This window comes from Mesorhizobium sp. BR1-1-6, assembly GCF_020165355.1.
Lineage (GTDB): Bacteria > Pseudomonadota > Alphaproteobacteria > Rhizobiales > Rhizobiaceae > Mesorhizobium.
On sequence record NZ_JAIUHZ010000008.1, the window covers coordinates 173,684 to 193,663 of the forward strand.

The 19,980-nt window shown below is 61.9% G+C and carries 21 protein-coding genes and 3 pseudogenes; 14 read left to right on the top strand and 10 right to left on the bottom strand.

Features of this window, described 5'->3' with window-relative positions; genetic code table 11:
* On the bottom strand, positions 1–540 hold the full coding sequence (gene tssB, locus LB545_RS17805) for a type VI secretion system contractile sheath small subunit (protein WP_140498287.1): 540 nt from the start codon (positions 538–540) through the stop codon (positions 1–3).
* 5 nt (positions 541–545) lie between these two features.
* Positions 546–1,718 carry a type VI secretion system protein TssA gene (gene tssA / locus LB545_RS17810; protein ID WP_140685155.1) on the bottom strand — a complete coding sequence of 391 codons (1,173 nt, stop codon included), beginning with the start codon at positions 1,716–1,718 and terminating at the stop codon, positions 546–548.
* 321 nt (positions 1,719–2,039) lie between these two features.
* Here tssA and tssH point away from each other — a divergent pair, with 321 nt between their 5' ends.
* Positions 2,040–4,799 (top strand): type VI secretion system ATPase TssH, encoded by a 2,760-nt coding sequence (tssH, locus tag LB545_RS17815; RefSeq protein ID WP_224705557.1) that lies wholly within the window; start codon positions 2,040–2,042, stop codon positions 4,797–4,799.
* 154 nt (positions 4,800–4,953) lie between these two features.
* On the opposite strand, the gene LB545_RS17820 is transcribed toward tssH, so the two are convergent.
* The 4 genes and pseudogenes from LB545_RS17820 to LB545_RS17835 all read right to left on the bottom strand — a co-directional run bounded on the left by LB545_RS17820 (position 4,954) and on the right by LB545_RS17835 (position 7,743).
* A complete protein-coding gene (locus tag LB545_RS17820; RefSeq protein ID WP_224705559.1) occupies positions 4,954–5,352 on the bottom strand; it encodes a hypothetical protein in 399 nt (132 codons plus the stop codon).
* 536 nt (positions 5,353–5,888) lie between these two features.
* On the bottom strand, positions 5,889–6,131 hold the full coding sequence (locus LB545_RS17825; protein WP_140632222.1) for a hypothetical protein: 243 nt from the start codon (positions 6,129–6,131) through the stop codon (positions 5,889–5,891).
* Positions 6,132–6,295: 164 nt separating this feature from the next.
* Positions 6,296–6,412: pseudogene (locus tag LB545_RS17830) on the bottom strand (SDR family NAD(P)-dependent oxidoreductase); the annotation flags it as partial.
* 155 nt (positions 6,413–6,567) lie between these two features.
* Entirely contained in the window at positions 6,568–7,743 is a 1,176-nt protein-coding gene (locus tag LB545_RS17835) for an alkene reductase (RefSeq protein WP_224705561.1), read from the bottom strand.
* Positions 7,744–7,833: 90 nt separating this feature from the next.
* Between LB545_RS17835 and LB545_RS17840 the strand changes: the two genes are divergently transcribed.
* Positions 7,834–8,745 (top strand): LysR family transcriptional regulator, encoded by a 912-nt coding sequence (locus LB545_RS17840; RefSeq protein WP_140498281.1) that lies wholly within the window; start codon positions 7,834–7,836, stop codon positions 8,743–8,745.
* Between the two features lie 22 nt (positions 8,746–8,767).
* Here the strand turns inward: LB545_RS17840 and LB545_RS17845 are convergent, their stop codons facing one another.
* Entirely contained in the window at positions 8,768–10,195 is a 1,428-nt protein-coding gene (locus tag LB545_RS17845; protein ID WP_140498280.1) for a PLP-dependent aminotransferase family protein, read from the bottom strand.
* 85 nt (positions 10,196–10,280) lie between these two features.
* Here LB545_RS17845 and LB545_RS17850 point away from each other — a divergent pair, with 85 nt between their 5' ends.
* The 5 genes and pseudogenes from LB545_RS17850 to LB545_RS17865 form a co-directional block, all read left to right on the top strand.
* Entirely contained in the window at positions 10,281–10,694 is a 414-nt protein-coding gene (locus LB545_RS17850; RefSeq protein ID WP_140557381.1) for a cupin domain-containing protein, read from the top strand.
* Between the two features lie 13 nt (positions 10,695–10,707).
* On the top strand, positions 10,708–11,163 hold the full coding sequence (locus LB545_RS17855; RefSeq protein WP_140498278.1) for a carboxymuconolactone decarboxylase family protein: 456 nt from the start codon (positions 10,708–10,710) through the stop codon (positions 11,161–11,163).
* Positions 11,164–11,175: 12 nt separating this feature from the next.
* Positions 11,176–11,304 (top strand): hypothetical protein, encoded by a 129-nt coding sequence (locus LB545_RS30875; RefSeq protein WP_263486386.1) that lies wholly within the window; start codon positions 11,176–11,178, stop codon positions 11,302–11,304.
* A 196-nt stretch (positions 11,305–11,500) separates the two neighbouring features.
* Positions 11,501–11,640 (top strand): annotated as a pseudogene (locus LB545_RS17860) (oxidoreductase); the annotation flags it as partial.
* Positions 11,641–11,932, top strand: a pseudogene (locus tag LB545_RS17865) (NADP oxidoreductase coenzyme); the annotation flags it as partial. It lies immediately after the preceding pseudogene.
* A gap of 133 nt (positions 11,933–12,065) precedes the next feature.
* On the opposite strand, the gene LB545_RS17870 reads toward LB545_RS17865, so the two are convergent.
* A complete protein-coding gene (locus LB545_RS17870) occupies positions 12,066–12,653 on the bottom strand; it encodes a TetR/AcrR family transcriptional regulator (RefSeq protein WP_140524731.1) in 588 nt (195 codons plus the stop codon).
* Between the two features lie 140 nt (positions 12,654–12,793).
* Here LB545_RS17870 and LB545_RS17875 point away from each other — a divergent pair, with 140 nt between their 5' ends.
* From LB545_RS17875 to LB545_RS17905, 7 genes are all read left to right on the top strand, one after another.
* On the top strand, positions 12,794–13,429 hold the full coding sequence (locus LB545_RS17875; RefSeq protein WP_140557384.1) for an NADPH-dependent F420 reductase: 636 nt from the start codon (positions 12,794–12,796) through the stop codon (positions 13,427–13,429).
* A gap of 46 nt (positions 13,430–13,475) precedes the next feature.
* Positions 13,476–14,429 carry an SDR family oxidoreductase gene (locus tag LB545_RS17880; protein ID WP_140557386.1) on the top strand — a complete coding sequence of 318 codons (954 nt, stop codon included), beginning with the start codon at positions 13,476–13,478 and terminating at the stop codon, positions 14,427–14,429.
* Between the two features lie 31 nt (positions 14,430–14,460).
* Positions 14,461–15,081: an NADPH-dependent F420 reductase gene (locus tag LB545_RS17885; protein ID WP_224705563.1), complete on the top strand. Its 621-nt coding sequence runs from the start codon at positions 14,461–14,463 to the stop codon at positions 15,079–15,081.
* 46 nt (positions 15,082–15,127) lie between these two features.
* On the top strand, positions 15,128–16,237 hold the full coding sequence (locus LB545_RS17890; RefSeq protein WP_140623881.1) for an epoxide hydrolase family protein: 1,110 nt from the start codon (positions 15,128–15,130) through the stop codon (positions 16,235–16,237).
* Between the two features lie 10 nt (positions 16,238–16,247).
* Positions 16,248–16,772, top strand: coding sequence for a hypothetical protein (locus LB545_RS17895; protein WP_140515119.1), 525 nt, complete (start codon positions 16,248–16,250; stop codon positions 16,770–16,772).
* Positions 16,773–16,949: 177 nt separating this feature from the next.
* Positions 16,950–17,297, top strand: coding sequence for a non-heme iron oxygenase ferredoxin subunit (locus tag LB545_RS17900; RefSeq protein ID WP_181167172.1), 348 nt, complete (start codon positions 16,950–16,952; stop codon positions 17,295–17,297).
* Positions 17,298–17,613: 316 nt separating this feature from the next.
* Entirely contained in the window at positions 17,614–17,877 is a 264-nt protein-coding gene (locus tag LB545_RS17905) for a hypothetical protein (RefSeq protein ID WP_140557391.1), read from the top strand.
* A gap of 549 nt (positions 17,878–18,426) precedes the next feature.
* Here the strand turns inward: LB545_RS17905 and LB545_RS17910 are convergent.
* Positions 18,427–19,029, bottom strand: a complete 603-nt coding sequence (locus LB545_RS17910) for an NADPH-dependent F420 reductase (protein WP_140672283.1) — start codon at positions 19,027–19,029, stop codon at positions 18,427–18,429.
* A gap of 86 nt (positions 19,030–19,115) precedes the next feature.
* Positions 19,116–19,850, bottom strand: coding sequence for an SDR family NAD(P)-dependent oxidoreductase (locus LB545_RS17915; protein WP_140498268.1), 735 nt, complete (start codon positions 19,848–19,850; stop codon positions 19,116–19,118).
* Between the last annotated feature and the right edge of the window lie 130 nt (positions 19,851–19,980).

Here is a 19,980-nt window from a genome sequence, read left to right on the forward strand (position 1 = left end):
TTATTCTCCCGCCTTGTCGTCGTCAGTCAGCGCCTGGCTGGCGATCTTGCCAAGAAGTGGCTCGTTGTTCAGCAACTGCGCGATACGCTTTTCGGCGTCTACGCGGCCATCCATGAAGCCCAGCAATTCCTCGAGCTGACGACGCATCTTGAGGATCTCGGCCAGTTGCGGAACCTGCTCGGCGATCTTGTCGGGGGCGAAATCGCCCATTTTGGTGAAGGTGAGATCGAGCGCCAGTTCCTCGTCGCGCTCTTGGCCTTCGGCCTGCGGCAGCGTGTTCTTCACCCGCGCTTTGACGCGGGGTCCGAGCGCCTCCATGAACTTGGGGAAGCGGTTCGCGTCGGTCTCGACGAAGGAGCGGTCCAGAACCGACTTTGACGCTTCCTTGGTTTGCGAAGCACCGGAAAGGTCGGCCATCACGCCCATGACAAACGGCAGTTCGATCGTCGTCGGGCTGCCGTAGGTTTCCACGTCATAGGCGATCTGCACCCGTGGCGCGCGATTTCGTTCGATGACCTTGGCTTTGCTTTCGGCTGGCATGTGTCTTACCTTTCATCTTTCTGTGCCGTCTTCTTGACATCGGGAACGCCGGCAAGAAGCCGAAATTCCTTCAGTCCCGACGGGGCGAGATCTTCCATCAGTTCAACGAAATCCATATGCACCATTCGGCGCACGCGCCGCGCCAGGTGCGGGATCGGGCTGGACGGTTCGGTGCTGTCATAGAAGGCGACGACGAGATCGAGGCATTTGACGACATCGTCGCGCGAGGAGATCCGGTCGGGCAGGCCGCTGTCGCCGGATTCTGCGTAGCTTGCCACGCTTGCCATCGTATCGGCTCCATCGCCGTTGCGAACACGTGCTGCCGGTTCTGCTGGCGTCGCGACCGGCTTTGCGAGGCCGTTCGCGGCAGTGGCACCGGTCGCGTTTCGTTCGAGGGTCGTCAGCAGACGCTGCAGAAACCGCTTTAACTCGGGAAGCGTGGCGCCAGCGCCTTCGAGGCGGGAGTTAAAGGCGGCTTCGACGCTCTCGAGAGCGGCGATCGCGGCGCGGGCGTCGGCTATGAGCAACGTCATTTCTGGCCCGGCCTGATCAATCAGCGCCGCGCATGCGCTGCGCACCCGGTTCACCAGTTGGCTGTGCTCGCTTGCCAGCTTCGCCTTCTCGGCCGCATTCAGTCCCGAAGCAGCCTCCTGCAGCATGACCCGCTCGTCAAGCGAACCCTTCTCCAGATCCGCGCCCAGGATCGGCCCAATGGCGCGCGGCGCAAAGAATGTCATTTTCCGCAAATCTTTGAGTAGACCGTCCTGGCTGTTCTGAAGGTCGGTAAGCGCATTAATGCGGCGCAAGGCTGCTTCGCGCGGCGTGGCACCGGGCCGCAGGGCCGGATGCATGGTCGTCCAATGCTGATCGACGGTTTGCGCGATGAGGGTCAGGCCGGCAGCCAGGCCGGCCAACCGATGCTCGTTGGCCAGTCCACGCGTAACAATGACGAGAAGGCGCAGGTCCCGGCCGTGAGACCGCAGCTCTTCAGCCCTGGTAAGCACGGTAGGCCAGTCTATCGGAACGTCGACTTCAGTGTTTTTGCTGCCTTGGAACTCGACTTTCTTCTGCTGTTCCGTCAGTCGCTCCAGCTCATGGAAGGCCGGGTCGTTGCGCAAATCCTCCCCTGACGGATTTTCACCGTCGAGCGGAGTAAGCCAAAGTGCGACATCAATCACACAGACCCCCAGCGACCGGCCCTCAACGGCACCTGACCCAAGGTTACCACACTGACGTGCCGTACGCCAATTAAAGCCGCTGCTTAAAAACTAACGAAAGCTGACCACCGCGTATTCGCTATGGGATGGCTTGGCGAGACTGCTGAACCCAGTCGGTAAAATGCACCACATGGATGCGCGAAATCTTCTGCCGCCAGTGGTCTGGGCTTCCAAAGGCTGACGGCCCCGCGAACGGCTTTGGCGACGCCGTCCATCGGGCGCTTTGTCAAGCGACGGCTTATGTGGCAGGTTGTCGACTGGCAGATTGCAGGAGCAGGTTCGATGGAACAGCGCCGGTCGTCACAGAGCTTCAAGCGTAAGGAACTGGTCGGCAAGCTCAATCCTGTCGGCGTGCGCGCCTTCAAGGCAGCCGCGGACACCGCCAAGCTGCGCGGCAACCCTTACGTCGAACTCGTCCACTTCATCGAGCAACTGGTGCTTTCCGATCGCTCGGACGTGCAAATGATCATCGCCGATGCGGGAGTGGATGCCAGCCGGCTCACGGCCGATATGACCCGCGCCGTGGACAAGCTGCCATACGGCGCCACATCGATCGAGGAATTTTCCGACCACATCTTTCATGCCATCCAGGAGGCCTGGAACTTGGCGACGCTTGAGTTCAGCGTCGAGGAAGTCCGCAGCGCGCATATTCTGCTCGCTTGCCTGAAGACCCCGGTCCTAGAAGGCCTGCTGTCGAAGATCAGCGGCGCATTCGACGAGATCGACGCCGACGCGGTGATCGCGCGGTTCGCCGATGTCATGGAGGGCTCACTCGAAGCTGGCACCTCGACCACGGTCTCCGCAACGGAGATGCCACGGCGGGCTCCGGGTGGGGATTCGGCGCTGGCGAAATACGCCACCGACCTGACCCAGCGCGCCCGCGACGGCAAGATCGATCCCGTCGTCGGCCGCGACCCCGAGATCAGGCAGATCGTTGATGTCCTGATGCGGCGGCGGCAGAACAACCCGATCCTGACGGGCGAAGCCGGGGTAGGCAAGACCGCGGTCGTCGAGGGCTTCGCCTTGCGTATTGCCCAGGGCGATGTACCACCGATGCTACAGGGCGTCAGCGTGCGCATGCTCGATGTCGGTTTGATGCAGGCCGGGGCAAGCGTAAAGGGCGAGTTCGAAAAACGGCTTAAGGCTGTAATCGACGAGGTGCAGTCGTCCGAAACACCGGTTATCCTTTTTATCGATGAAGCTCACACCTTGATCGGCGCAGGCGGCCCTGCTGGAACCGGCGACGCGGCCAATCTCCTGAAGCCGGCGCTGGCACGCGGTGAACTGCGTACCGTCGCGGCAACGACCTGGGCTGAATACAAGCAGCACATAGAAAAAGACCCGGCGCTGACCCGTCGGTTTCAGGTGGTAAAGATCGACGAGCCTTCCGAAGCTGTGGCCGTTCTCATGTTGCGCGGGGTGGCCGGAGTTCTCGAGCAGCACCACCGGGTGCAGATACTGGATGAGGCGATCGAGGCGGCAGTGGGCCTGTCACACCGCTATATCCCGGCGCGGCAACTACCCGACAAGGCGGTAAGCCTTCTCGACACCGCTTGCGCCCGGGTCGCAATCTCGCAGCATGCCACGCCGGCCGAGCTCGAGGATATCATACGGCGGCGCCAGGCGCTGGAGGTCGAGCACGGCATCATCGATCGTGAGGCGGCGATCGGGATCGAGGTGACCGAACGGCAGGCACGGGTCGACACCGGACTTGCCGAAACAGGGGTCGCGCTGGCTGCCGCGCAACAACGTTGGGACCGCGAAAGAGTTTTAGTTGCCGAGATACTCGAATTGCGTGCCCGGCTGCGCGGCGACGGTATGCCGCTCGATGCGATGGAAACGCCAGCGGATGCCAACGCCTCTGAGTCTGAGTTGCCTGAGATCCAAACGCCCAAGGACAAGGCATCCGATCCCAAAGTGAAAACGGCTGTTGCCGATGGACTTCCACCTGATCCGGTCGCCGATCTTACCCGGTTGCGCGAACGCATGGCTGAACTGGCCGAGGCGCAAGGCGAGGCGCCGCTGATCCTGCCCTCGGTTGATCGAAATGCCGTGGCCGCGGTGGTCCAGGACTGGACCGGCATCCCCACGGGGCGCATGCTGTCGAGCCAGACCGAAAAAGCCCTCCGGCTCGCGGCCACTCTGTGCGAGCGCGTGGTTGGCCAAGAGCATGCCATGGAGATGATCGCCAAGCGTGTGCAGACCAGCCGCGCCGGGCTCGGCGCGCCGGAAAAGCCGGTGGGGGTGTTCCTGCTTTGTGGCCCCTCCGGCGTCGGCAAGACCGAAACGGCGCTGGCCTTGGCGGAGACGCTTTATGGTGGCGAACAGAACCTGATCTCGATCAACATGTCGGAGTTTCAGGAGGCGCATACTGTCTCGACTTTAAAGGGAGCGCCCCCCGGCTATGTCGGCTACGGCAAGGGTGGCATCCTGACAGAGGCGGTTCGGCGCAAACCCTATTCGGTGATCCTGCTCGACGAGGTCGAGAAGGCGCATCCGGACGTCCACGAAATCTTCTTCCAGGTTTTCGACAAGGGCATGATGGACGACAGCGAAGGGCGGCGCATCGATTTCAAGAACACATTGATCCTGCTCACCTCGAACGTCGGCTCCGAAGTCATCATGGACCGGACGAGGAACGGCACGGTTCGGACCGGCCTCGAAGATCTGGATACGGCCTTGCGCCGGCCGTTGCTGAAGGTTTTTCCGGCGGCGTTTCTTGGACGGGTGGTAACCATTCCTTACTACCCGCTGTCGGATTCGATGATCGAGGCGATCACCCGTCATCAGTTCGCCAGGATCGCTCGCCGGCTGCGTGCAACCAGTGGCGCGGAACTGGTGATCGGCGACGGCGTCATCGATCTGGTCAGGGCACGCTGCACGGAACTCGAATCCGGCGGGCGGATGATCGATGCCATCTTAACCAACACGCTTCTGCCGGAATTAAGCCGCGGCGTGCTCAACCGGTCGCTTGACGGTGAAAAGATGACGAAGGTGACCGTCGGAGCCTCCGACGGGGGCTTTACTTATTTCTTCGAGTAATTTGGGCGGATGGTACCGGCGCATCAAACGGCTTTTGCATCCCGCGGTGGATTGAAGGATGCCTTCCACGGCATGGCGCAAGAGCGCGGCGAGGCTTTTGTCCGCGCTAGCGTGCAAAAGGCAACCAAGCACGCAAATGAGTTCCTTTGGGCGGCTAGACCTCTCGCCGTCGCTTGCCGTCATAGTCCCCAGGTGTGCTCATTCTGGCCCCTGGATTATACTGAACGTGAATATGCGGAAACATAGGCCCTTGATTGTTCACCAGGACTAAATACTTGGCCTTGCCAAGTTCAGAGTTAAGTTCCTGCTGCAAAAAGTATCCTAAAAGGATTGACAACATACCGGTCCCGCGATCCGCCAGCTTTTTCGTCCTAATATCAACCGCATTGCCGGAATGATGCAGGGACCAGCGGGAATGATTATACCACTCTTTTCCAGCAGTAAGCTCAAGCTCAAGCCGCCTCGGCGCATGTTGTCTGAAAACGCGTCGAATTATCGGAATGGCCTCCTGCATTTGCGGGCTGAGGCCGCTTTCAATCGTTCTCTCCCTCATCGCAATCTCCATGAAAAGAAAGCGTCATTCCCTTACCACAACCATCACACGTACGCCTCATCCATGAATATCGCAGGGCCGAGATGGAGCTTTTTGTGAGTGCAAACGTGACGCCTCAGATCGTATGCAGCCGGTGCACCATGCCATGTTGCCGTCGTCGCCCATTTTGGCGAGCGGTTCTCTGTCATGCATCGTGGCAGGATTGTCGAGTTCGGCCCACCACCCGATCATTACTGACCCCCGCTTAAACGCCGCCGAAAATACGTCAATCTGCGACGCAACATACTGAAAACAAAAGTAAAAAAATTCCATAGATAATCAGCGACAATCGGCACGCAGATAGCTACTTCGTCGGCAGGTAGTCGTGCCGAAACCACGTCCCAATTCGCCAAGCGCCCGATGGGCTCACGGCAATTGGGGATTGCTGGTGGATTGCGGTAATTCGTTTGGTCGTGCTGGAATTTGATACGAGTGTCATTCCAAGTACCTGGCCACCATCGGCCACGCCGCAAGTTGGCGGCTATCTGCAGCCAGCTTTAAAAGCCAATGACCATCCACGGATCGGTGTCGTATCCGAGGCGCGGCTTTTCCGGGGTTGCTCCATCCGGCATTTTGGCCGTGCCAGTCAAACCGCAGTCCAGATCTCTCACCGGCTTCTTGGTCGAATGCTTCGTAGAGCACAGGGCCGCAGCATCACCGACCACCACTTTCTTTTCCTTGGCAATGGTGCCACCAGTCGCAGCGATCGTGATAGCCGCGCAAAATATAGCAACTCTCATCGTACTCCCCCACGGTTGCGCATCCTCAAGATGCCGGACATTACGTTACGTCATTTTTATATTAGCACAAGCGAATATTTAATCCTCACGCCCGCCTCCTGCCAATGGCCTCGAGGCGGGCTGCTCTTCCATTTCGCGATGGCCTTCACGCCAAGCTCGTCCGCTGGATCATCGCCACGAGCGATGCCGACAACGTGATGACCGTCGGCGGCGAGCCGCGCCGAGAGCGCGCGGCCGATGCCCTTGCTGGCGCCGGTGACGAGAAATGTTCGCTTTGTCATGATGTTTCTGCCTGTAGTGAAAGAAGGGCGGTCAGGCGCACCCAGATCCAGGATCTGCGCGGGCACAGGGCGACTCCGCCGGAACCTATGGAGGTCGTCTCGACCGGCAGGAGTGCGTGGCGCTGCGCCGGACTCCTGCTCGGCCTTTCGTCGTGTCAGGCGGCCCTGCTTGCGGCGCCATTCTTCGAATAGGTGGGGAAGTCCGTGTACCCCACCTCGCCATTGCGGGTGTAATAGACGGACCGGTCCGCTACGGCCAATGGCCAGCCGCTCCGAAGACGCTCGACGAGATCCGGGTTCGCGATATACGGCCTGCCATAGGCAATCAGGTCCACCAGCCCGGTATCGAGCGCTGCCTGGGCGCGCTCGACGTCATTGAAGCCGCCGCACCAGATGAACGCGCCGGGGAACGACGCTCGCGCCTTGGCGAGCATGTCGTGGTCGAGATGGCGCGCCTCGAACGTGGCCGATTCCATGTTGCCGTCGGGCAGCAGTTCGTAGAGCAGATGGACATAGGCCACGCCACGGCGCCCGAGCTGCTCGACGATGTACAGGAACGTCTCCTCGACGAGCGGATCAGCGGGCATTGAACCATATTTGCCGAACGGTGAGAGGCGAACCCCCACGCGTCCCGCGCCGAATTCCGCCACGACCGCGTCGACGACTTCCATCAGGAAGCGCGCACGATCTTCCATGCTGCCGCCGCCGTAGCGGTCGGTACGGGTGTTGAGCACCGAGTTCATGAACTGCTCGATCAGATAGCCGTTGGCGGCATGGATCTCGATGCCGTCAAACCCGACCTCCCGCGCATTGGCGGCGGCTTTGGCGAAGGTTCCCACCATGGCCGTCACTTCCTCGGTGCTGAGCGGCCTCGGCGTCTCTGCCGCCATGAAGCGCAACCGGCCGTCCGGGCCATGGGCGAACACCTCTGAGCCGACGGCCTGTTCCGCGGTCACGCCCACTGGCGCCTGGCCGTTCGGCAGAAGCGAGGAATGCGCCAGTCGGCCGACATGCCACAGCTGCATGAAGATGGTGCCGCCCTGACGATGAACCTCTTCGGTCACCGGGCGCCAGGCCTGCTTCTGGGCTTCGGAGTGAATCCCGGGAATCCGCGCGTAGCCGTGGCTGGACTGATCCACGTCGTTGACTTCGGAGATGATCAGGCCGGCGCTAGCTCGCTGACCGTAATATTTGACGGTCAGTTCGTTCGGGAGGTCGCCATCTGTCGGAAGAGCACCCTCGGAGGTGCGGGTGCGCGTCATCGGCGGCATGACGATGCGGCTCGTGAGGTGGACGGGACCTAGATCGAAGGAATCGAATAGAGAGGGCATGGGGCGGCTCCTGTGGAGAATTAAAGCTCCAGAAGATATAAAGGGATACTCCTCAGCAGATTAGTGCCGGCCTGAAGCTACAATAGGCGGATGAACTCGCGTTTCGATGGCATCGCCGAATTCGTAGCCGTTATTCGGCTCGGTAGTTTCACCGCGGTTGCGGCGGAAATGGGCATGGCCAAGTCCGCGATCGGCCGGGCGGTGTCGCGTCTGGAGGCGCGCTTGGGCTCCAAGCTGCTCCACCGGACGACCCGCCGCCTGACCTTGACGCCTGCCGGAGAGGCCTGGCTGGAGCACTGCGTCGCGGCACTCGACGAACTTGAGCGTGGCGAGAGCGCCCTCGCGCTCGCGCGGGACACGCCTGGCGGCGAAGTCCGCATCGATCTCCCGACGGCGTTCGGTCGACTGCACGTCATGCCCGTACTGTTAGGGGTTGCGAAACGCTATCCAGCGCTGAACCTCAATGTCAGCTTCACCGACCGGCGGGTCGACCTGATCGGCGAAAACATCGACCTCGCCGTGCGTATCGGCAATCTTGAGGATTCGACCGACCTCGTCGCGCGACAGATTGGGGTCCAGCAGACGGTGATAGTCGGAGCACCTGGCTATCTCGCACGGCGGGGCGTTCCGCGATCCTGGAGCGATCTTGCCGGACACGATTGCATCGTCGGACGACGGCAAGGCAACCGCATCGCCTGGCTGATGAAGCAACCCGACGGCTCGACAGCGCGGCAGGCCGTCCCCGTCAAGCATGAACTGCAGGATTTCGAGACGGTGCTAATGGCCGCTAAGGCAGGACACGGTCTGACGCAACTTCCGTCATGGATGGTGGAAGGCGATCTTCAAGACGGGGCCCTTCAGATTGTCCTGGAGGGCCTGTCAGGCGGCGAACTGCCGATCAGCGTCCTGTGGCCGCAGACAAAGGCGCTGCCGGCGAAGATTCGCGTTACCATAGACGGCCTCGTTCAGTGGTCGCTTGTTTCAACGAGTGTCGCTGCCTAGCAACGTCTTACTTGGAGCAGTCTCAAATCGGCTGTCCGCCGTCGATCCGCCTAATCGCCTCGAAGAGCCGATCACAGGATTTTGCCAGGTTCTTGCCCGGCGTGGTGGCGACCCCGAGCAAGAGGCCGGATTCGGCAGTTGCGGGCGACGCATACCACGCGGAGAGCGGTGCGGGCGACATCCCGAAGGCCGAAACCTCGCGCGCCACGGCAATGTCCGATATTTCCCTCGGCAGCTTCAGCAGCACGGCCAGGCCCGGCGTTGCAATCTGGTCGGCATTCACATTCGCCCAAAGCTGCTCGAGCAACGTCGCGCGCCTTGCGACATAGGCCCGCTTCGTGCGGCGGAGATGGCGAATATAGTGGCCCTCCCGCATGAATTCGGCGGTCGCGAGCTGCACTGCCGGCCCCGGGGCGGGCGCTAAGCACGCCGCGACTTCAGCGAAAGCGCATACGAGGCTGGCCGGCACGATTGCGAAACCCAGCCGAAGGGTCGGGCTGATTGTCTTGCTGAAGGACCCGATGTGAATGACGCGCCCGTCGCGGTCGAGCGACGCGAGCGCCGGCGCGGCCCTGCCGGTCAGCTGAAGCTCGCTCAGATAATCGTCTTCGATCACCCAGGCCTGGGTCGAAGCTGCCCATTCGAGCAGGCGCAGGCGCCGCTCGAGCGACAAGGTCGAGCCGAGCGGCGCATGTTGACCCGGTGTGACCAGGGCAAGCTTCGCGGTCGGATGCTGGCACAGTGCGTCATCGAGATCGATGCCGTTGCAATCGACCGGGACCGGAGCGAGAGACAAACCGGCGAGTTCGAGCCCCTTTCGGGTCCATGGGAAACTGGGCTCCTCGATCCAGGCGGTCTCCCCCGCCAGCTTCAGAACGGATAGCGCCAGGCCGAGCCCCGCACCGAAACCTCCAGTGATAATGACCTGCGACGGCAGACAGATGATGCCCCGTGCTACGGCGAGGTAGCCAGCGATTTCCCGCCTCAACTCGAGTTCGCCGCGAGGATCGGGGTAGAGGGCGGCGGCAGCGGCTTCGGCGCGGATGGCGTGCGCGCGTATCCGCGCGAACAAGGTGGCGGGGAAGATATCGCTTGCGGGGATGCCCATCTGGAAGATCCGGGGACCCTGTGTCATCTCCTGATAAATCCGCATGAAGGAGCCTTCATCCGGCACCGGCTCGGATTTCGCGACGGTGCGGGGGCGCTGTGCGACGCGCGTTCCCTCAGCTGGCGTTGCCTCGATCAACTGGGCGGCCGCGAGCTTCTCATAGGCGGTCCGGACGGTGCCGCGCGCGACGCCCAGCTGTGCTGCCAGGTCCTGCCATGAGGGCAACCGTGCGCCTGGTTCCAGCGCGCCTTCCTCGATTGCGACGGCCACGCCCTTGCGAATTTGCTCCGCAAGGGAAGTCTTGGCGGCGCGATCCAAATCCAGGTCCAGCGGCTTGCTCATGAAGCCTCAGTACACGATTTTTTTGCGTTCTTGGTGCTTTTTCCTGGCCCGATTCGCCGGCATCTAGACGGGCAAGGAGATGCCAATGCGAATTCGTGCCATTTTCACCGCCGCCTGCGCCGCGATTGCCATCGTCGGGCCGGCCTGGGCGCGCGACGACCAATCGGAGACGGTCACGCCGAAGTTCGAGCAGGTGATCCCCAACATCCCCGGCAAATCGATGGTCGTCGTCGAGGTCGATTATGCGCCGGGCGCCGCTTCGCAGCCGCACCGGCATGCCAGGTCCGCCTTTATCTTCGCCTATGTCGTCTCGGGCGAGATCGAGTCCAAGGTGAACGATGGCGAGACCCGCATCTACAAAGCGGGCGAGAGTTGGTCGGAGCTGCCCAACGCAACCCATTCGGTCAGCCGCAACGCCAGCAAGACCAGGCCAGCGAAGCTGCTTGCGGTCTTCGTCGTCGATTCCGACGACAAGGCCCTCACTACTCCCCTCAATTGAACGGATCGGAACGATGGCCAAGAGGCTCGACTACAACCAGATCGCCCCGAGCGGCGCCAAGGCGCTCGGCACCGTCTACGGCTATGTTCTCCAGAGCGGCTTGCCTGCCGAACTGGTCGAGCTCGTCTATCTGCGGGTCTCCCAGATCAACAACTGCGCCTATTGCCTTGACATGCACACGCGTGACCTCGTCAAGAAGGGCGTGAAGATCGAGAAGATCGCGCTGGTGCAAGCCTGGCAGGAAGGCGGCAGCCTGTTCAGCGAGAGAGAGCGCGCCGCGCTTCGCTGGGCCGAGAGCGTGACCAATGTTGCACAGACCGGGGTTCCGGACGCCGCCTATGAAGCCGTGCGTGCCGTCTTCGATGAAAAGCAGCTCGTCGACCTGACGATCGCGATCAGCCTGATGAACAGCTACAACCGAATGGCCATCAGCTTTCGGAATACGCCCCAGGCCGTTCTCGAGAATTGATGGAGCAGAATAATGAATGGTAACGTGATTTCCAGGATCAAGATCCCGGACAGCAAATTGGCGCGCGAGGCGACCGAGTTCGTTCGCGACAGCAAATCGAGTTCCTTTTCAATCACTCTGTTCGCTTGCGCCTTCTGGTGATCGTAACCTGACAGATGGCGGCCCTAAGGAGAGGCGGCTCAACTCGCAAGCCGGCAGCCCCATTGTCGTCGGTCAGGAGTGTGCACGGCGATTCCGAAACCGGCCGTTCCGTATGCGGCCTGAGAAGCGGTACACTCACGTTTCAGCTTGGACTTTGCAGCTATTCCCGCTTGCATCGCGACCGAACTCGCGACCGAAGGCTTACGGCTCAATGACTGCGTTTCAGCGCATGGGCGATCCGGCAGAGCTCGGGGCGGCGGCACCCTTCCTCGCCTCATCGGACAGCAGCTTCATGACAGCGAGGTAGCGGTCGACGGCGGCCTAGCCCAACTCTGACAGCCGTCTTCCAAGTTCATTGAGCAGGCCTTCTCAGGTGCAAACTGGTCAAGGGTTTCAATCATTTGATCGCTGCCATCCTTGACCAGGATCCGGCCGTAAAGGGCGGCTGGAGAGTCATATTCCTGGCGAGCGATGATGAAGACGCCGCGGCGCAGATTGGTACGCTCGCGGAAAATCTCGGCTTTGCGCCGATAAAGCTAGGCGGGCTTTCCGAAGGCGACTGCTCGTGCAGGCGCGCAGGAACAACTGGGGCCGGCTGGTCTTCAAGGACCTGGTCAAATTTGACTGATGAACATGACGTCCCCACCGGCAGGGACACGATGCACGCATCGGATCGAGCACTATCCGATGCGTGCGGCCGAGGTGATGCTTGGAAGCAAACGATAAAGTGCTCCGCCTCTCGTCAGCAGTATGATGAATACTTAGTTTTGACGGTCGAGCGCAGCAGAAGCCGATCCGGTCGACGGGTTCGCCAGGATGGCGCCCGTAATGATGCGAAAGAGATGATCGGCCCGCGGCGCGAATGAGGGTTGGTCGACCGCCCAGCCGAGCGCCGTCATCAGGGCGAACAGGTCATCCCCATTCATGTCGAGCCGCGCCGCGCCTTCGGCCTGTGCGCGGAGCAGCAGTCGCGCGCTCGCCGAGTGCACCGCTGCGCATGAAGCGTAAAGAGCGGAGTTCGGATTCGTGTGGGCGGCGGCCATCATGGCGACGACGCCCCTATAGCTTTGGGCGAACGCCAACCACTCCTGGAACCAGGAGATGAGCGCTTCGTCAGGCGAATCCGAGGTTTCGAGTTCATCTGCCCTCTGAGTCAGTGCGTCCAGATTCGTACACAGCAGCGCCTCGAACAGGGCTTCTCGCGTCGGGAAATGACGAAGCAGCGTGGCTAACCCGACCTCGGCCCGACGGGCGATATCGCGCATGGACGCATTGATACCGTGCTCGGCGACGACATCACGCGCGACCGCGAGGATATGGCTGTAATTTTTTTTTGCGTCGGCTCGCATGAGATGCCTTGATAAGCGGATCGGTGATCCGTATATGTGGATCGATGATCCGGTTACTAAGCGGATCGGTGAACCAGTAAATAGAGTGCGTCTGCACAAATGGCAACAAAGGCGCCGCCCGCCCCGCAAGGAAAATGAACATGAGCACTATCAGCATCATCGGGTCAGGCGGTATGACCGCAGCGATCGGCGACCTTGCCGCCAAGGCCGGACACACCGTCGAGGTGATGAGCCGCGACGGTGCCAAGTCGCGGGCGCTGGCCGAGCAGGTCGGAGCCGGCCCGACGACCGGAACGTTTGGCGCCGCTCCGGTCGGGGACATTGTCATCCTGGCGGTTCCCTATTCGGCCGTTCTCGACGTGGTGAAGCAGTACGGCGAAAAGCTGGCAGGCAAGCTCATTGTCGACATCACCAACCCCATCAAATCCGACTTCACGGGTTTCTTGACTCCTGAAGACAGTTTCGGCGCGCAGGAGATCGCCAAGGTTGCTCCTGCCAATGCCACTATCGTCAAGGCGTTCAACACCCAGAACGCCCGGGTCTTGGCTGCCGGTCCAATCGGGGGCCATCCATTGGACGTGTTCATCGCCGGGGACGACTCTCAAGCGAAGGCGCGCGTCTCGGCGTTCATCGACAGCCTCGGACTACGTCCGATGGATACCGGGCGGCTGATTATGGCCCGAACGCTGGAGCACGCCTGCATGCTGTGGCTGGGCCTCATGACCCACTCCGTCAAACACACCAACTTCTCAATCCGCGTCAGCCTCCTCGGCTGAGCCCGCGGCACCACGTCTCGCATCACATTACCCAAGGAGCAGCAGCATGCGCGTTTTCGTTACTGGCGGGACCGGCCATATCGGTTCGTATGTCATCCCCGAGCTCATCGCGGCCGGACATGAGGTCATTGGCCTGGCCCGGTCGGACACGTCCGCGACTGCGGTATCGGCACTCGGCGCCAAGGTACGTCGCGGGGATATCACCGACCTCGATCGGCTCAAGGTCGCGGCGGCGGAGTCCGACGGCGTCATCCACGTCGCGCACCGGCAAGACCTGCTGCCCTCCGGCGGGATCGACGCCGTGGCAGCCGCGGAGCTCCAGATCATGCTCGCCTACGGCGAGGCGCTGGCGGGGACCGGAAAGCCGCTCGTCGTCTCAGGGAGCATCGGCTCGCCGGGGTGGGAAGGCCTGGGCCGGCCAGCCACCGAGGAAGATCCGGCTCTTCCCGGCGGCGAAGCATACAAGGGCACCCTGCGGGTTCGCAACGCCGTGGAACTCGCCGTGATCGGCTTAGCGGGACGGGGCGTGCGGTCTTCGGTCGTCCGAATTCCTCCCATCGCGCACAGCACGACCGATGCCGGCTTCCTCCAGCTGCTGATCGGTCTCGCGAAGGAGAAGGGCGTAATCGGTTACCCCGGAGACGGCGCGAACCTCTGGCCGGCTGTGCATGCCCGCGACCTGGCCTCCCTGTTCCGCCTGGCGCTGGAGAAGGGGCCGGCTGGCAAATATTGGCACGGGATTGAGGGCGAGGGCATCCGGTTCCGCGAGATCGCTGAGGCCATTGGCAGCCGTATGGGCATGCCTGCTGTGCCCATCCCTGCGGACGTACTGATGTTGCCGGGCTTCTTCGGCTTTCTCGCGAACTTGGTCACGCTGGACCTTCCGGCGTCCAACGCCATCACCCGCCAGACGCTCGGCTGGGAGCCAGCTCAGCCGGGCCTGCTCGAGGACCTCGACAACGGCCATTACTTCCCGGCGGATCGTATCGCGATCCCGTGATCCGTCCACCCAACTCACAAGGAGACAACACATGAGCACTATCAGCATCATCGGCTCAGGAGCCATGGCCGCCGCGATCGCGGGCCGTGCCGCCAAGGCCGGACATACCGTCGAGGTTGTCAGCCGCGACCCCGCCAAGGCGCGGGTGCTCGTCGACCAACTTGGAGTCGGAGCGACCACCGGGACATACGGCGCCGCCCCCGCGGGCGACATCGTCATCCTCGCCGTGCCGTACAGCGGTGCCGCGGCGGCGGTAGTCGACTTTGGGAAAGCGCTCGATGGCAAGGTGATCGTCGACATCGCCAACCCGGTTGCCCCCGACCTCTCAGGCCTCGTCACGCCCCACGGCAGTTCCGGCGCGCAGGAGACCGCAAAGGGCCTCCCCGCCGGCGCGCATCTTGTGAAGGCATTCAACACGATCTTTGGTCACGTGCTTGCGAAGGGCGGACGCCTCGACGCGTTCATCGCAGCCGACGATGCGGAGGCGAAAGCGCGCGTCTCGACGTTTCTCGAAAGTCTCGGGCTGCGTCCGCTCGACGTGGGCGGCTTGCACATGGCCCAGACGCTGGAGGCGCTCGGTTTGATGATGATTGGCCTCGCCAAAAACGGCGCCGGCACCTGGGACTTCGCCATGAACGTCGATATCGGCTGAACCACCGACATCAGCCCTCCGCTGCACTACAGCCAAGGAATCGATCATGATCACTCCCTTCCAGATTCCCTATGATGCGGACCAGGCCGCTGACCTTCGTAGCCGCCTCGCACGGACGCGTTGGGCCGACGCGGTAACTGACGACTGGACCATGGGAACCGAGCGCGGCGTCCTCAACCAGTTCATCGATTTCTGGCGTGACGGCTATGACTGGGCGCAGCGACGAGACCGGCTTAACCAGCTTCCCCATTTCCGGACGACGGTCGACGGCCATGGCATACACTTTCTGCATTTTCGCAGCGGCCAAAGGGGATCGATCCCGCTACTGCTGATGAACGGCTGGCCGTCAAGCTTCGTGGAGTTTCAGCGTATAGCACCGCTGCTTACCCAGGGAACGCCGGCATTCGATGTCGTGATCCCCACCATGCCCGGCTTCGGCTACTCGGACAGGCCAACCCGGCCCTACGAGGCGGAGCCCAGCGACCTTTATCCGAAGCTAATGACGATGCTGGGCTATGGGCGGTTCGTCGTGGCTGGGACTGACATCGGCTCCGGCCTTGCCACGCGAATGGCGCTTCGGCATCCGGCGCGTTTGCTGGCTCTCCATGTCTCGGCGGTCGCGCCGAAGCCGATTCCAGAAGATGCATCGCCCCTGTCGAAGGCCGAGATCGACTATGACGAGCGCCTCCAACTGTGGAGCCGGGAGGAAGGGGGCTATCAGGCGATCCAGAGCTCGAGGCCACAAACTCTCGCCTTTGGGCTTGCCGACAGTCCTGTTGGCCTAGCCTCGTGGATTGTCGAGAAATTCCGGGCCTGGACGGACTGCGATGGCGACGTCTTCTCTGTCTGGCCCCTCGAAGCCTTGATTGACACCCTGATGATCTACTGGATGACCAACACGATCGGGTCGTCTGTCCGCTACTATTACGATGCCGCCCGGCTGCGGCCGCCGCTGCGGGCAGATGACTTCGTGCATGTCCCCACCGCCGTCGCGATGTGGCCACATGATCTGGCGCTCGCGCCGCGCGAGCGGGCCGAGCGGCTCTACAATGTGCAGAGTTACACCGTCTTTCCGCGTGGCGGGCATTTTCCGGCCTGGGAAACGCCGGAACTCTACGCCGACGATTTGCGAAAGATCGCGCTCGCCGCGATCTGAACGAACAAGCGTGTTCCGCTTCACCCACGAGCGGGCACGGCTCGTGGAGATTGCCCGCCAGCGGCGTGCCGAGCAGGCGCGGCTGGCCAAGCTCGAAGAACAGCGGGTGGAATATCTCGATCGCAAGCTCGCGCAGCCAGAGCAGCGTGATCGACTACGGACGTTTCTGATGACGCTTCCCGCTGACTCCATCTCCGAGGAAGCGTTCGGGCGAAGAAGGAAGGTTACCGCTAGAGCCATTCACGGTCCACGATCTTCGGCATACGGGATCAGTGTTTTGGTACATCTGCCCCAGACGATTTTTCCATCCTCGAAGCGAGCTAGCAAGTCACTATCGTCGCCAATTGCCGGCTTGATGCTGCCTTGGCAGCCCGCTTCCAAGTTCGCGTTTCCGGCTCCTTTGGAGCGTTCCGTGCACGAATTGCAGGCCCCTCCGGCCGTTCGCATCGCGATGGACGTGAGGGCATTGTTTCTGATCACCAGATTGGCGCTTCGCGCATTGTCTCGGGCACGACCGGTTCGAACCCTCCGATAGATCTCCGTGCCTGACATATCGCCGCGTCCGGCTGCCATGCAGCCGTATTTTCGGCGATTGCTTGCCTGTGGTCGATCACTCGGCATGGGGTTCATCGATATCTCTATTCCCACAATGAATTTGCGAGCGAAGGAAAGAGAACGAAAATAAACGAAACAAACGGACATGGGGAGGCGCATGGACGCGCAGACTAATCCAGAAAGCAGGCAGTGGATCCAGGCGGTCCGTGCCGACAGTCTTCCTGTCGACGATGCGACGCGCATCGAGCACCAGGGGGTATGTATCGCCATCTTCAATCTTGCCGGCAAGTTCTACGCCACTTCAGGCATTTGCACGCACGCCCACGCCTTCCTTTCGGAAGGCTATATCGACGGCCAGACGGTGGAGTGTCCTTTGCATCAGGGACTGTTCCACATCCCCACCGGCACACCGCTTTCACCGCCCGTTACCGAGCGGCTGAAGACCTACGAAACCAAGGTGTCGGACGGCTACGTCCACATCCTGGTGGAAGGAGGAGTGACTTGAACTTGTCGGGATATATCCCGGGCTGAAAGCAAATATGGAGGAGACCTAAAATGCTGAAATTATCACGTCGCCATCTGCTGAAGACAGCCGCGGCGCTTTCCGTCCTCGCTGCTGCACCGCTGACGACAGTTCCGGCCTTCGCCGAAGACTCCGTCCACGCCGTTCTCAATGGCCTGATCAAGAAATACTCCGACGGAGCCAAGGCGGGCATATCGAATGCCGACGTCAGTGCGCTGTTCGAAAAGGACGGTTTCCGGGACTTCTCGACGTCTATCCGGTCGGGGACCCCGCCGGCGGATTCGTCTGGAAGCCGGGCATGGGCGCCAGCTTCGTCGGCCCTTACAGCAAGCTGCAGATCAAGGCGCCTTTCACGGATTATCTGCCGTTGCCTGAAGGTCCGGTGCTCGACGCCAGCAAGAAATATCGCATCGGCCTCGTCTTCCATGGCTTCAACCATCCCTGGCTGATCAGCCTCGCCGACACCGCCGCCTGGGAAGCCAAGCGCCATCCGAATATCGAACTGGAGGTCATCGACGCCGAGTTCGACGACAACAAGATGGGCCAGGTGATCGATACGTGATCGCCAAGCAATATGATGGCATCGTGCTGTGGCCGAACCGTGAAGCGCCGATGGGCCCGCCCGTGGACCGTGCCATAGCCGCCTTGGCGCCGGTATTGTTTCCAGGACCGAGTACCTTCCGGACGATCGTTTGACGGCGCTTTCGATCTCGGATCACAAGCCGTTCACGCAATCCTTCGCGGCGTGTCTGAAGGTTCGCCAAACGCTACGTCCGATAGAGGCTTTCATGCAGCTGGTCAGGGATCATTAGAGTGACCGCGGTACTTCCGCCCTTTTAGGGCGTTGCCCAGCAACCAAGTGCCTTTTTGCGCCGCCGCATGGCATTGCTGCCGGCGCAATCGGTTAGTCCGCAGCCCAAAGCTCTACGACCAATTGCGGCCGCCGCATGGCGCAGGCTTGACCGCTCCCCGCTCTTCGAACGGCGCCTATACGCCGTTAGGCCCACCCCAGCCTTCGCGACCTTGTGGTCTTCAAATATTCGGTCGCGCGCTGCTCGAAGAAGTTAGCGCGCGACCAGGTCTCGGCGTTGATCACGCGGTTGTAGATTGACTACTGCTCCTTCTTGAACAAATCCTGGAAGATGAGGTGGCCCCAGGTGCGGCCGCGTGCGTGCACAAGCGCGCCACCCTCGTCGAGCTTTCCCAGCTTGACGGGTGCGAACCCGAGTTGTTTGGCCAAGGCCGCCACGGCGGCGGTCGCGTCCTCGTCGTCACCAGACAGAAAGACGACCCGGTGGCCGCCCTCGACGATCGGATCGGCAGCCAGGGTGGCCGCAGCCAGGTGATTGAACCCTTTGACGAGCTTGGCGCCGGTGAACGCCTTCGCGACGAAGGCGGAGGACGGCACACCGTCCAGCTCTTCGGGGAGAACTCCAAAAGTGTTCATCGCGTCGATGACCGTCTTGCCTTCCCAGTTCGGCAGGGCTTTCGCGACCTCGCGATGCTCCCAGAACGGGACCGCCAAGATGATTGTGTCGGCCTCGAGCGCATCCCGCAGCGACTTGGCAATGACCGTGGGTCCAATCGCCCGAGCCTGCGGCGCCAATGCCTCGGGCGGCCGGCGGCTCGCGACGGCCACCTTGATTTTCTTACGGGCGAAGGCCTGGGCGAGGGCCTGGCCTATCTTGCCGAATCCTACAATTGCATAGCTCATAATACTTCTCCGATCCGTGTTGATGTCGATTCCCGGCCCTCAACGGCGCTGGTTAATTGAATGGAGTGCCGGCCGGGCGTGGCGCCTCAGAGTTGCGCAAGGCCGCCGTCGACGGCGACCTCGCTGGCGGTCATGAAGCTGCTGTCCGACGACGCGAGAAAGGCGGCGACGGCCCCGATCTCCGCCGGATCAGCCATTCGCTGGAGCGGTGTCATCGCGGCGAAGACCTTCTGGCCCTCCTCGCCCAGCGCTTCTTTCGCGAGTTCGGTCGCGGTCGCCCCGGGCGACAGCACGTTGACCCGGATGCCGGTGCCCTTCAGGTCCTCCGCCCAGGTCCGCGCGAGGTTGCGCACTGCCGCCTTGCTCGCGCTGTAGGCGCTCATTGCCGGGGCGCCCGTGGTGCCGGCGCTCGATCCGGTCAGGATTATCGAACCGCCTTGGCCCATCAGCGGCAGCGCCTTCTGGACAGTGAAGATCGTACCCTTCACATTGGTGTCGAAGGTTTCGTCGATGTGCTCGGCGGTGATCTCGCCGAGCGCAAGCTGGCTTCCCGCCCCGGCATTGGCGAAGACAATGTCGAGGGTTCCGCGCTCGGCCTTCACCGTCGCGTAGAGTCGGTCGAGGTCGGCCTCATCCGAGACCGAGCCCGTCACCGCGCGGGCATTTGGCCCGAGCTCGGCCAGAGCCGCGTCGAGCGTTTCCTGCCGGCGGCCGAAGATGAAGACGAAGGCGCCCTCCTCGATGAAGCGCTTTGCCGCGGCGCGGCCGATGCCGGTAGCGCCGCCGGTGATGACTGCAACCTTCCCGTTTAGCTTTCCCATGACTTTTCCTTCCAGGCTCTGCCTTTGATCGTTCGGGAAGAACCCCGAGAGCCTGGAAATAAGTCTGCAGGGGTCAGGCTTTGAGTGCGGAAGTGCGCACATCGGTGGTGCAAAATCGATCCGGTCGGAC